Annotated in this window: 10 protein-coding genes; 2 read left to right on the top strand and 8 right to left on the bottom strand. The window is 66.2% G+C overall.

Annotated features, from left to right (window positions below; translation table 11 throughout):
• Window positions 1-54: 54 nt before the first annotated feature.
• Window positions 55-432, top strand: coding sequence for a VOC family protein (locus QRO95_RS05830; protein ID WP_154263208.1), 378 nt, complete (start codon window positions 55-57; stop codon window positions 430-432).
• Window positions 433-473: 41 nt separating this feature from the next.
• On the opposite strand, the gene QRO95_RS05825 is transcribed toward QRO95_RS05830, so the two are convergent.
• The 6 genes from QRO95_RS05825 to QRO95_RS05800 form a co-directional block, all read right to left on the bottom strand.
• On the bottom strand, window positions 474-1,895 hold the full coding sequence (locus tag QRO95_RS05825) for an efflux transporter outer membrane subunit (protein ID WP_121503706.1): 1,422 nt from the start codon (window positions 1,893-1,895) through the stop codon (window positions 474-476).
• On the bottom strand, window positions 1,889-2,626 hold the full coding sequence (locus tag QRO95_RS05820; RefSeq protein WP_012510730.1) for an SDR family oxidoreductase: 738 nt from the start codon (window positions 2,624-2,626) through the stop codon (window positions 1,889-1,891). The genes QRO95_RS05825 and QRO95_RS05820 overlap by 7 nt, the downstream gene beginning before the upstream one ends.
• A 64-nt stretch (window positions 2,627-2,690) precedes the next feature.
• Window positions 2,691-5,861: an efflux RND transporter permease subunit gene (locus QRO95_RS05815; RefSeq protein ID WP_032128264.1), complete on the bottom strand. Its 3,171-nt coding sequence runs from the start codon at window positions 5,859-5,861 to the stop codon at window positions 2,691-2,693.
• A 127-nt stretch (window positions 5,862-5,988) separates the two neighbouring features.
• On the bottom strand, window positions 5,989-7,215 hold the full coding sequence (locus QRO95_RS05810; RefSeq protein ID WP_032128263.1) for an efflux RND transporter periplasmic adaptor subunit: 1,227 nt from the start codon (window positions 7,213-7,215) through the stop codon (window positions 5,989-5,991).
• A 91-nt stretch (window positions 7,216-7,306) separates the two neighbouring features.
• Window positions 7,307-8,077 carry an SDR family NAD(P)-dependent oxidoreductase gene (locus QRO95_RS05805; protein WP_049400332.1) on the bottom strand — a complete coding sequence of 257 codons (771 nt, stop codon included), beginning with the start codon at window positions 8,075-8,077 and terminating at the stop codon, window positions 7,307-7,309.
• Window positions 8,074-8,301: a hypothetical protein gene (locus QRO95_RS05800; protein WP_032128321.1), complete on the bottom strand. Its 228-nt coding sequence runs from the start codon at window positions 8,299-8,301 to the stop codon at window positions 8,074-8,076. Before QRO95_RS05800 ends, QRO95_RS05805 begins: the two co-directional genes overlap by 4 nt.
• A gap of 147 nt (window positions 8,302-8,448) precedes the next feature.
• Between QRO95_RS05800 and QRO95_RS05795 the strand changes: the two genes are divergently transcribed.
• Window positions 8,449-9,480 carry a LysR family transcriptional regulator gene (locus QRO95_RS05795; RefSeq protein ID WP_005409107.1) on the top strand — a complete coding sequence of 344 codons (1,032 nt, stop codon included), beginning with the start codon at window positions 8,449-8,451 and terminating at the stop codon, window positions 9,478-9,480.
• A gap of 470 nt (window positions 9,481-9,950) precedes the next feature.
• Here QRO95_RS05795 and QRO95_RS05790 read toward each other — a convergent pair whose 3' ends face one another.
• Together QRO95_RS05790 and QRO95_RS05785 are read right to left on the bottom strand one after the other, a co-directional pair.
• Window positions 9,951-10,646 carry an OmpA family lipoprotein gene (locus QRO95_RS05790; protein ID WP_008267948.1) on the bottom strand — a complete coding sequence of 232 codons (696 nt, stop codon included), beginning with the start codon at window positions 10,644-10,646 and terminating at the stop codon, window positions 9,951-9,953.
• 139 nt (window positions 10,647-10,785) lie between these two features.
• Complete coding sequence (locus QRO95_RS05785) at window positions 10,786-12,201, bottom strand: deoxyribodipyrimidine photo-lyase (RefSeq protein ID WP_285301896.1); 1,416 nt, start codon at window positions 12,199-12,201, stop codon at window positions 10,786-10,788.
• Window positions 12,202-12,215: the final 14 nt, after the last annotated feature.

The following is a 12,215-nucleotide window of genomic DNA, read 5'->3' as shown; positions in this document are numbered from 1 at the left end:
TCCACAGCACACGCCGCGCTACCCTGCCCCCGTTCCCGAACTGTGGAGAAAGGCATGGCACACCAGAGTCGCCTGGCCGGTTTCATCATCGATTGCGAGGGCATTCCCGCCGACGAAGGCGCCCGCTTCTGGTCCGCCGCGCTCGGCCTGCAGGCGCAGCCCGCCTATGCCGAAGACGGCGCCGAGTACGCCGACCTGCAGGGCGCGCCCGCAGGCCTGAACGTGGAGGTGCAACGCGTCAATCACCCTTCACGGGTGCACCTGGACATCGAGAGTGACGACATCGACGCCGAGGCCGACCGCCTGGAGAAGCTCGGCGCGCGGCGGATAGGCTTCGTCAAACGCTGGTGGGTGATGGAAGCACCGACCGGCCATCGCTTCTGCATCGTGCGCATGCGCGAGCGCGAGGTACCGGCCAATCGCTGGCCCTGAAAGAAGAAAGGGACGGAAGCCACTGCTTCCGTCCCCTGCGGTTACTGCACCTGCGCCACACTCGCCGGCTGCGGTGATTGACCCCAACCACCCAGCGCCTTGTACACCCCCACCACGCTGACGTTGACCTCGGACTCGGCCGCGGCCAACGCATCATCGGCTGCCAGCTGCGTACGCTGCGCATCCAGCAGGGTCAGGAAGTCCTCCGAGCCCTCGCGATAGCGGATCTGCGCCAGCGACTCGGCACGGCGAGCCGCCTGCGCCTGCTCGACCACGATCGCCAGCCGCGCCTGCTGCTTGGAATAGCGGGTCAGCGCGTTCTCGGTGTCTTCCAGTGCCAGCAGCACCGTCTGCTCATACTGTGCTGCCACGCCTTCGGCCTCGGCCTTGCTGGCACGCAGGCGTGCACGTACGGTGCCGAAATCGAAGGCCGCCCAGCTCAGCGACGGCGTCAGCGACCAGGCCTTGTTGTTGCCATTGACCAGGCCACTGGCATCGCCACCGAGGAAGCCAACGAATCCGGACAGCGACAGCCGCGGGAACAGATCCGCCGTGGCCACGCCCACCCGCGCGGTAGCGGCAGCAAGACGACGCTCGGCCACGCGCACGTCGGCGCGTTGGCGCAGCAGCTCGCGGGTATCGCCCAGCGGCAGCGCCTTGGCGAATGCCGGCACTTCGTGCGGCGCAAGCATGGCGGTCAGCGTTTCCGGACGCTGGCCCAGCAGAACCGCCAGGCGGTTGCGCGACTGCGTTTCGGCCACTTCCAGCAGCGGAATGTCGGCCTCGATCGCCTTCAGCCGGGCACGACTGCTCTGCACGTCCAGCTCGCTGCCGGCACCCAGCTCCCAGCGTGCCTCGGTCAGCTTCTGCGTCTCGCGCAGATTGACCAGGGTGTGCTGGGCCACGGCGATGCGCTTCTGTGTGCCGCGCAGCTCGAAGTAGTTGCGTGCCACTTCGGCGGCGATCAGTACCTGTGCGTCGGCCAGGTTGGCCTGCTCGGCATCGAGGTCGGCACGGGCGGCTTCTGCAGCACGGCGCTTGCGGCCGAACAGATCCAGCTCCCAGCCCGCATCGAAGCCGAGCTGGTAGCTTTCACTGAACACCCGCTGCCCACCCAGCTGCGGATCGGGTTGCTTGCGGCGATCGTAACTGCCGCCTGCGGTGACATGCGGCGCCTGGTCGAAGCGGCTTTCGACGAACACCGCGCGGGCCTGGCTGACGCGGGCCACGGCCACGCGCAGGTCCAGGTTGTCCGACAGTGCGCCGTGCACCAGCTCTTCCAGCACCGGATCATCGAACTGCGCCCACCAGCTGGCCACCGGCGAGGTGGTGCTGAACACCGGTTGCTGCGCACCCTGCAGCACCACCGGATCCTGCACCGGCGCCTTGTAGTTCGGGCCGACGCTGACACAGCCAGCCAGCACCAGGCTGGAGACAGCCATCGCCAACGTGCGGATCACCATGGCAGCACCTCACCCAGGTAGGTGAAGCTGCCGTTCGGACCTTCATGGCCGATCAGTGCCATCTGCACGCTGGAGCGCGCGCCTTCGCTGATCTCGATCTCGCCGTGGCCGCCGTTCATATCGGTTTTCACGTAACCCGGATGCACGGTGTTGACCTTGATCTGGGTGCTGCGCAGTTCATGCGCCAGCGCCAGCGTCCAGCTGTTCACCGCCGCCTTGGACGCGTTGTACGCGGGGATCTTGAAATCGTAGATGCCCGAGGTCGGATCAGCGTGCAGGGTCTGCGAGCCGAGCATGCTCGAAACGTTGACGATGCGCCCGGACTTGGCCTGCCTGACCAGTGGCAGGAAGGCCTGGGTCACCGCGACCAGCGCGTACACGTTGGTGTCGAAAGTGCGCTTCCAGGTATCCAGCGACTGTTCGGACGGCGCCTGTGCCGGGTTCTCGATCATGATGCCGGCGTTGTTGACCAGGATGTCCAGGCGCCCATGGCGCTGGCGTACCTGCTCGACCGCTTCGGCGATGCTGGCTGCATCGGTCACGTCCAGCTGGATGGCTTCCACCGGCAGGCCCTCGGCCTGCAGCTTCAGCGCCTGCTCTACGGCGGTCTCGCGCTTGCGGCCGGCCAGCAGCGTATGCACGCCGGCCTGGGCCAGCTGGCGCACGGTCTCGGCGCCGATGCCGCGGGTGGCGCCGGTGACCAGCGCGATCTTGTTCTGATGAGAGTTCATGGATTCTTGCCTCGTGAGGGGGAAGCCGCCGCCGGCCAGCGACCGGCGGCGACGGGGTTCCATGTCAGTGGTGGATGGTCGGCTCGCCGTGCTGCACCAGCTGGCCACCACCGTTGCGGGTGACGAACTTGCGCAGGGCCACGTAGAACACCGGGGTGAGGAACAGGCCGAACAGGGTCACGCCCAGCATGCCGGCGAACACGGTGATACCGGTCACCGAGCGCACCTCGGCACCTGCACCGTGCGACAGCACCAGCGGTACGGTGCCGGCGATGAACGCGATGGAGGTCATCACGATCGGGCGCAGGCGCAGGCGGCAGGCTTCCAGCGCAGCTTCAACGATACCCTTGCCGCCCATCTCCAGCTCTCTGGCAAATTCGACGATCAGGATCGCGTTCTTGCACGCCAGGCCCATCAGCACCACCAGGCCGACCTGCACGAACACGTTGTTGTCACCACCGGTCAGCCACACGCCGAACAGCGCGGACAGCAGGGTCATCGGCACGATCAGGATCACCGCCAGCGGCAGCGACCAGCTCTCGTACAGTGCGGCCAGCACCAGGAAGGCCAGCATGATCGCCACCGGGAACACGATGAAGGCGGCCTTGCCCTGGGTTGCCTGCTGGTAGCTCAGGTCGGTCCATTCGGTGGTCATGCCCACCGGCAGCACCTTGCCGGCGATCTCGGTCAGCTTGTTCATCGCCTCGGCCGAAGACAGCAGGCGCGGGTCGGCTTCACCGGCCAGATCCGCCGCCGGATAGCCATTGAAGCGCAGCACGGGGTCCGGGCCGAAGGTCTGCTTGATGGTGACCATCGAACCGATCGGCACCATCTCGCCGCGGTCATTGCGGGTACGCAGCTTGCCGATGTCCTCGACCGTTTCGCGGTACGGACCGTCCGCCTGCGCGATGACCTGCCAGGTACGGCCGAACTGGTTGAAGTCGTTGACGTAGGCCGAGCCGAGGTAGGTCTGCAGCGTGTCGAACAGTTCGGTGAGCTGCACGCCCTGTGCCTTGGCCTTGACGCGGTCGACCTCGGCATCCAGCTGCGGCACATTGGCCTGGTAGCTGGAAATCGGGAAGGCCATGCCCGGCGTCTGCGCAACGGTGCCCTGCATCGCCTGTACGGCATTCTGCAGCGCGCCGTAACCCAGGTTGCCACGGTCCTCGATGAACATCTGGTAGCCGTTGCCGTTGCCCAGGCCGAGGATCGGCGGCGGCATCATCGAGAAGGCGAAGCCTTCCTGCAGGCCGGCGATCTTCTGGTTGATCTCGGCGTTGATCTGCGCGGCGGTACGGCCATGACGCTCGGCGAACGGCTTGAGCGGAATGAACGCCACACCGGTGTTCGGCGTGTTGGTGAACTGCAGCGCGTTCAAACCCGGGAACGAGATGGTGTGGGCCACGCCATCGGTTTCCTGGGCGATCTTGGCGACCTTGCGCAGCATTTCATCGGTACGCGCGATCGACGAACCTTCCGGCAGCTTCACACCGGCAATCAGGTACAGCTTGTCCTGGGTCGGGATGAAGCCCGGCGGCACCAGCTTGAAGATCACACCGGTACCGACCAGCAGGATCGCGTAGACCACGAACACCGCACCACGACGGCCGAGGATGCGGGCCACGCCACGCTCGTACTTCTCCGAACTGGACTTGAAGAAGCGATTGAACGGACGGAACACCCAGCCGAACAGGCGGTCGATCAAGCGGCTCGGGCCGTCCTTCGGCGCTCCATGGGCCTTCAGCAGGCGCGCGGCCAGGGCCGGCGACAGGGTCAGCGAGTTGATCGCCGAGATCACCGTGGAGATGGCGATGGTGACCGCGAACTGCTTGTAGAACTGGCCGGTGACACCCGACAGGAACGCCATCGGCACGAACACGGCACACAGCACTAGCGCGATCGCGATGATCGGGCCGGACACCTCACGCATGGCCTGGTGGGCCGCGGCGGTGGGCGACAGGCCTTCCTCGATGTTGCGCTCGACGTTCTCCACCACCACGATCGCGTCATCCACCACGATGCCGATCGCCAGCACCAGGCCGAACAGGCTCAGCGTGTTGATCGAGAAGCCCAGCAGGTACAGCGCGGCGAAAGTACCGACCACCGACACCGGCACCGCGATCAGCGGAATGATCGACGCACGCCAGGTCTGCAGGAACAGGATCACCACCAGCACCACCAGCGCGATGGCTTCCAGCAGCGTGGAGACCACGGCCTTGATCGAGTCGCGCACGAAGATGGTGGTGTCATACACGGCTTCGTACTTCACGTCGGCCGGCATGGTCTTCTGCATCTCGTCCATCGTCGAGATGACCTGGTCGCGGATCTCCAGTGCATTGGCACCCGGCGACTGGAAGATACCGATACCCACCGCGTTCTTGCCGTCCAGCTGGGAACGCAGGGTGTAGTCACCGGCACCCAGTTCCAGGCGGGCCACATCGGCCAGGCGCACGATCTCGCCATCAACACCGCTCTTGAGCACGATGTCGCCGAATTCCTTTTCAGTCTTCAGGCGGCCCTGGGCATTGATCAGGGTCAGGAACTGGCTGTTCGGCAGCGGTTCGGCGCCGAGCTGGCCGGCCGAGACCTGCACGTTCTGCTCACGCATGGCGCGCACTACGTCACTGGCGGTCAGGCCGCGCGAGGCGACCTTGTCCGGGTCCAGCCAGGCGCGCATGGCGTAGTCACCACCACCGAAGATCTGCGCGTCACCCACGCCCGGAATACGCGCCAGCGCATCCTTGACGTGCAGACGGGCGTAGTTGCGCAGGTACAGGGTGTCGTACTTGCCGTTCGGCGAGGTCAGGTGCACCACCATCAGGAAGGTCGGTGACTGCTTCTGCGTGGTCACGCCCTGCCGGCGCACGTCCTCGGGCAGGCGCGCCTGCGCCTGCGCCACGCGGTTCTGCACCTTCACCGCCGCCGCATCCGGGTCGGTGCCCGGGCGGAAGGTGACGGTCATCTGCAGCACACCGTCCGAGCCGGCGACCGACTTCAGGTACATCATGCCTTCGACGCCGTTGATCGCCTCTTCAAGCGGCGTGGCGACGGTCTCGGCAATGACCTTGGGGTTGGCGCCCGGATACACCGTGCGCACGACCACCGACGGCGGCACCACTTCCGGGTACTCGCTGATCGGCAGGATTGGAATCGTGATCAGGCCTGCGGCGAAGATCACGATCGACAGCACCGCCGCGAAGATCGGCCTGTCGATGAAGAAACGGGAAAAGTCCATGGAGGAATTCCTGGGAAAGGCGTTCGGCGGGCAACAGCCTCCCCGCCCCTCGCCGAGATGACGAAGGCAGGGAAGGCTGCTGCTGGCGCCGGCAGCTAAGCGGGGACGCGGATCAGGAGACGGCGGATCAGTGGTTCAGCGCGGCGGTGGCATCGCGGCCCGGTGCCGGTGGCGCAGCCTGCGGCTGCATCGCCACGGCCTTGGCCTGCACCGGCATGCCCGGCATGAAGACCTTCTGCACGCCGTCGATGATCACCTTGTCGCCGGCGGCCAGGCCGTGCTCGACAATACGCAGGCCGTCGGCGGTGCGGCCGAGCTGGATGTCACGGCGCTGGGCCTTGCCATCCTTGTCGACCACGTACACGTACTTGCGATCTTGGTCGGTCAGAACAGCCTTCTCGTCGATCAGCAGGGCCTGGAACTGGCCGCTGCCGAGCAACTGCACGCGGGCGAACAGGCCCGGCGTGAACTGGCGATCGGCGTTGTCCAGCAGCGCGCGGACGCGGATGGTGCCGGTGCTGCGTGCCACCTGGTTGTCGAGGAAGTCGACCTTGCCCGAATGCGGGTAACCCTCTTCGCCGGACAGGCCGACCTTCACCGGCAGATCGCTGTCACGCTCGCTCGGGCGTTCACCCTTGCGTGCCATCTGTGCATAGCGAAGGAAAGTGCTTTCATCGGCATCGAAGTAGACGAACACGGTGTCCAGCGAGACCAGCGTGGTCAGCACGCTGGCGCTGTCGCCGGCGGTGACCAGGTTGCCGGCGGTGACCATCGCGCGGCCGGCACGGCCGTCGATCGGCGCACGCACCTTGGTGAACTCCAGGTTGAGGCGGGCCGCATCCAGCGCAGCCTGCGCCGCCTGTACGGCGGCACCGGACTGGTCAGCCGCAGCGCGACGCTGCTCGGCCGTCTCGGTGGAAATGGCCTGCTGCTCGGACAAGCGCTTGGCACGCTCGGATTCACTGCGGGCCAGCGTGGCCTGGGTGCGGGCGCGGGCCAGTTCGGCAGCGGCGCGATCGTACTCGGCCTGGTAGCTGCGCGCGTCGATGGTGAAGAGCACTTCGCCCTTCTTCACTTCCTGGCCTTCGACGTAGTTGACCTTGTCGATGTAGCCGGACACGCGCGGGCGCAGTTCAACGCTCTGTACCGCTTCGACGCGGCCGCTGAACTCGTCCCACTGGCTGACCTGCTTGACCAGCACCGGTGCAGCACTGACCTGCGGCGGCGGCGGTGCACCGGCTTCTTCGGCGTGGCCGCCGCTGCAGGCCGCCAGCACGGCTGCGGCGAGGATCGACACGCCGACCATCGCGATGCGATGGCCGAAACGATGTGGGGTGGAATTGGGGGAAGTCATGGCATGCATCCGTACGGAGGGGTGGTACAGCTAGATGAGAACGTGTTGCAAAAACAGGCGGCGTATCCTGCGACCTCAACCATGGTCGAGGTCAAGCGACGCCTGCGGTATCGCGCCACAGGGGAGGAACGTCCAGGTGCAGCAGGCCGCGCGGCAGTTCGGCATCACTGCTGTCGCAGCGGACGATGGCGCGGTTGTCGCGGCAGCCGTCGAGCAGGGAGACCACGCGACGGCCGACCAGCAGTGAGCTGGGCCACTCGATGCAGGCATTGGCCGCGTTGGCCGGCGTACACACCGGGCTGCAGACTTCCAGCATCTGCGCGCGCACGCCCAATGCCTGGGCTTCCTGGTGCACCACCTGCGCGTACATACGCAGCGCCGCAGTGGTGATCGAGGTTTCGCCGTAGCCCGCCCATGGCTTGGCATTGGCCGGGCTGCCGATCATCACGTAGCGGCGCGCATGCACGTTGTCCTGCAGCAGCGGCAGCAGATGACGCACCGCGTGCACGTGCGGCATCAGATCGGCCTGCATCGCGCCCAGCAGTTCATCGCCGTTGCGGTCAGTCACCCGGCCGCGACGGTAAGGGCCGCCCATTGCGGCGATCACTGCCGCCAGCGGACGCGGGCGATGCGCGATGCGTTCGGCCAGTGCGCGCGCCGAGCCGTCATCGCTGAGCGAACCCAGCAGCGTCTCCAGGCCCGGCTCATCGGCGAACTGCTCATGCAGCGCCGCCAGCCGGCCCGGGTCGCGACCGACCACCAGCACCGGGCTGCCGGCTTCCAGCAGTGCGCCAACCACGCCCTGGCCGACGGCACCGGTGCCGCCGAGGACCAGGACTTCGGGCGTCAGCATCCCATTCACGGGACATTTCCTCCCAAATCCGGGATAGTCCCGATTCGACGCAGTCGGTCGCCCTTGTGCGGGGCCAGGCGGATGGCACCGCCACGCTGCTGACGCATCGGCGCGGTAAACTCACGGAAGTCCTTGTGTACCAAGGAACTCGGGCGGACTTCAACGGTCATTGCCAGGTCCAGGGTGCTCTGGCCGGCGTTCCGGAGACGGGCAAGAATGTTGCGCAGGCTCATGGCGGACGGGCTCCAAATAACGAATGGCGCCACGATAGACCTCAAACCTTTACTTGATTAGTCCTGATTAAGGGGAATAATCATCCCGCTCCCGGTCCAATCGTTCTGTCACGATTGTCCCATCCCCGACGTCCAGGATCCCAGACCATGTCCCACGATCTCAACGAGACGCTGATCTTCGTCAAAGTGGTCGAGCAAGGTAGTTTCATTGCCGCTGCCAAATCGCTCGGCCTGCCCAAGACCACGGTCAGCCGCAAAGTGCAGGAGCTGGAAACGCGCCTCGGTGCGCGCCTGCTGCACCGGACCACCCGCCGCCTCGGCCTGACCGAAGCGGGTTCGATCTACCACGAACATTGCCAGCGCATCGCGCGCGAGCTGGAAGAAGCCGAGAGCGCGGTGAGCCAGCTGCAGTCCGGTCCGCGCGGCTGGCTGCGCTTCACCGTGCCCTACTCGATCGGCATCACCTGGATTGCACCGCTGCTGGGCCAGTTCCATGCGCAGTACCCGGAGATCCGGCTGGACATGCACATGGGCAACGAGAAGCTGGACCTGATTGCAGGTGAGGCGGACCTGGCCCTGCGCGTGGGTGCCCTGCCCGATTCCAACCTGGTGGCACGCAAGCTGGGCAGCCTGCGCACGCAGGTGTTCGCCAGCCCGGCCTACATCGAACGCTATGGTGAGCCGCTGCACCCGGAAGAGCTGCAGTTCCATCGCATCCTGGCGATGCGCAAGCCGTACCACACCGGCAACTCGCCGCGCTTCACCTGGCAGCTGGGCGAGAACGGCGGCGAGCTGCGTGACTTCCCGGTCACCCCGCTGATGACCGCCAACGACATGTCTGCGTTGAATGGTGCATTGGTGTGCGGCGAAGGCCTGCTGCTGACCGGCGATGTGATGGCCAAGCCGTTCGTCGAGTCGGGCATGGTGCGCCGCGTGCTGGCTGGCTGGACCGGGCCGGAAGTGGACTTCAACGCCGTGTTCGCCGGTGGCCGCCTGGTCTCGCCGAAGGTGCGTGCATTCGTCGACTTCCTGGTCGAGAAGCTCAACTTCGACGCCAATTACATGCTGGCGCAGTGCCCGGGCGCGAAGCTGGCGCAGCAGCAGAAGGAAAAGGAAGACGCGGCGCTGGAAAGCAGCGGCAAGCGGATTCTGGAGAAGGTGGCCGCTTCGGCGGCGTAACCGGGTTTTGTAGAGTCGAGCCATGCTCGACTTCGCTTTTGGAACGGCGCCGACCTTGGTCGGCGCCGTTCGGAGAAGCCGCGACCGGGAACGCTGTCGGTGTGCCGAGCAAGCTCGGCACCTACAGATAATGCCGCCTGCAAGGGCGGCATTTTCGTTCCGGCTACCTGGCTTCCGATAGATGCCGACCTTCGTCGGCGCCGTTCGAAAAAGCCGCAACCGGAAGCGCTATCGGCGTGCCGAGCAACGCTCGGCACCCACAAAAATGCCGCCTGCAAGGGCGGCATTTTCGTTCCGGCTACCTGACTTCCGGTAGATGCCGACCTTGGTCGGCGCCGTTTGGAGAAGCCGCGACCGGGAGCGCTATCGGTGTGCCGAGCAAGCTCGGCACCTACAGAAAATGCCGCCTGCAAGGGCGGCATTTTCGTTCCGGCCAATAGCCGGACCGGCTCAAGCAATAACGCGTAGCGTTATTGCTTGAGCGGAATCACGCGGATCTCGACGCGGCGGTTCTTGGCGCGGCCGGCATCGGTGCTGTTGTCGGCAATCGGGTACGACTTGCCGGCGCCCAGGGTTTCGATGCGCACGCTCTGCACGCCCTGGCCGATCAGGTACTGCGCGACCGAGTCGGCACGTTCCTTCGACAGGCGGTTGTTGACCGCGTCACTGCCGATGCTGTCGGTATGGCCGACCACTTCGATCATGGTTTGGTTGTAGTCACGCAGGGTGCCTGCCACGCCATTGAGCGAGCCGTAGAACTGCGGCTTCAGGGTCGCCTTGCCGAAGTCGAAGGTGATGCCGTCCGGCAGGTTCAGCATGATGTTGTCGCCCTGCCGCTGCACATCAATGCCGGTGTTGGCAGTGCGCTCGCGCAGTGCGCGTTCCTGGCGATCCTGGTACTGGCCTACCGCGGCGCCGCTGAGCGCGCCGATACCGGCGCCGATCAGCGCATGCTGACGACGCTCCGTGGCGCTGTCACCGGTCAGCAGGCCGGCGGCTACGCCGATGGCGGTGCCGATCAGCGCGTTGCGGCCGGTGCGGTTCTGCTGCTCGGTCGGGTTGCCGTACTGGTCACTCTGTACGTAGGAGCCGCCGGTGGCGCAGGCCGACAGGACGGCCGCACTCATCAGGGCCAGTGCGACGTTGCGGGTGGTATTGCGGATCATGAGGTTCTCCTTGGTTTCCGGTCGGCCGGCGGCCTGCGGGCGCAAAGAGAATAAACAGCCCGATGCGATGCCGGAATGATGATCGGGCACGTCGACAGGGCCGCGTTCAGCTAACTGACCGGATCGCTCAGCCCGCACTTTACCCCGCTCCCGACTGCCGGTAGGCAGCCAGCGCGGCATCGCGGCCAACCGCCAGATCCACCAGCGGCGTGCGCGGATAGCCCGGGGCATGTGCCGCCAGCAGCAACGGATGCTGCCACGGCGCGAAGCGCGCTTTCACCGGCAGCGCCCCCAGTTCGGGCACCCAGCGGCTGATGTAGCGGGCCTGGGGGTCGAACTTCTCGGCCTGGGTCACGGGGTTGAACAAGCGGAAGTAAGGTGCGGCATCGGCACCGGTCCCGGCCACCCACTGCCAGCCCATCGTGTTGTTGGCCAGGTCGGCATCGACCAGGGTGTCCCAGAACCAGCGCGCGCCATGCAGCCAGTGCGCGCGCAGGTGCTTGCACAGATAGCTGGCCACGATCATCCGCACCCGGTTGTGCATGTAACCGGTGTGCCACAGCTCGCGCAGGCCTGCATCGACGATCGGCACGCCGGTGTTGCCGCGCTGCCAGTCGTGCAGCTGCGCGGCACTCGGTGTGGCCCACGGGAAACGGTCAAAGCGCGGGTTGAGGTTGTCGGTCGGCGTCTTCGGGAAGTGATGCAGCAGGTGGTAGGCGAAGTCACGCCAGCCCAGTTGGCGAAGGTAGCCGTCGATGTCGGCGTCGGTGCCGGCACTGCGCAGCACTTCCAGCGCATGGGCAATGCGCCACGGTGCGATCTCGCCGAAATGCAGGTGCGGCGACATCCGCGAGGTGCCCACGCGATCTGGCAGGTCACGCTGCTCGCGGTAGCCGCGCAGCGCACCGTCCTCGAACACGGACAGCGCTTCCAGCGCACCGGCTTCACCCGGCTGCCAGTGCTCCCAGAAGCCGGTATCCCAGTCCAGCGTCGGTGCCAACTGGAGATCATCCAATGCCAGGCTGTCGACCGCGTGCGTCGCCAGTGCCTTCGGTGCAGCCTGCAGTGCGGGCAGGCGCCAGTGGCTGAGTACGTTGCGCCAGTATGGCGTGAATACCTTGTAGGGCTGGCCCTGCTGGGTGGCGATGTCCCACGGCTCGAACAGCAGGCCGCCATTGCAGCTCTGTGCGTCGATGCCCTGCTCGCGCAGCGTGCGCTTGATGGTGGCGTCGCGTGGCTGGGTGGCCGGTTCGTACTTGCGGTTCCAGTACACCGCCTCGGCGCCGGTCTGCTCGATCAGCAACTGCAGGGCCGACAGGCTGTCACCGCTGCGCAGCACCAGCGAGGAACCCCGCGTGAGCAGGTCCGCATCCAACGCGGCCAGCGAACGGTGGCGCCACGCATCGGAGGCGGCGCCCGGCACCCACTCACCCTCTTCGTGGGGCGCATGGATGTAGATCGGCACCACGTCGTGACCGGCATCCAGCGCGGCCTGCAGGGCCGGATTGTCCTGCAGCCGCAGATCACGGCGGAACCATACCAACGCTACCGACACAGACACCGCCTTCG

Source organism: Stenotrophomonas maltophilia group sp. Smal13 (assembly GCF_030236855.1).
GTDB classification, from domain to species: Bacteria; Pseudomonadota; Gammaproteobacteria; order Xanthomonadales; family Xanthomonadaceae; genus Stenotrophomonas; species Stenotrophomonas maltophilia_A.
Note: the sequence above shows the minus strand (reverse complement) of the source record. Positions and strands in the feature narration are given on the sequence as shown.

What these genes read in the sequence shown, in the direction of transcription:
- QRO95_RS05830 (WP_154263208.1), top strand. Translation starts at nt 55, where the DNA reads ATGGCACACCAGAGTCGCCTGGCCGGTTTCATCATCGATTGCGAGGGC.
- QRO95_RS05825 (WP_121503706.1), bottom strand. Translation starts at nt 1,895, where the DNA reads ATGGTGATCCGCACGTTGGCGATGGCTGTCTCCAGCCTGGTGCTGGCT.
- QRO95_RS05820 (WP_012510730.1), bottom strand. Translation starts at nt 2,626, where the DNA reads ATGAACTCTCATCAGAACAAGATCGCGCTGGTCACCGGCGCCACCCGC.
- QRO95_RS05815 (WP_032128264.1), bottom strand. Translation starts at nt 5,861, where the DNA reads ATGGACTTTTCCCGTTTCTTCATCGACAGGCCGATCTTCGCGGCGGTG.
- QRO95_RS05810 (WP_032128263.1), bottom strand. Translation starts at nt 7,215, where the DNA reads ATGACTTCCCCCAATTCCACCCCACATCGTTTCGGCCATCGCATCGCG.
- QRO95_RS05800 (WP_032128321.1), bottom strand. Translation starts at nt 8,301, where the DNA reads ATGAGCCTGCGCAACATTCTTGCCCGTCTCCGGAACGCCGGCCAGAGC.
- QRO95_RS05795 (WP_005409107.1), top strand. Translation starts at nt 8,449, where the DNA reads ATGTCCCACGATCTCAACGAGACGCTGATCTTCGTCAAAGTGGTCGAG.
- QRO95_RS05790 (WP_008267948.1), bottom strand. Translation starts at nt 10,646, where the DNA reads ATGATCCGCAATACCACCCGCAACGTCGCACTGGCCCTGATGAGTGCG.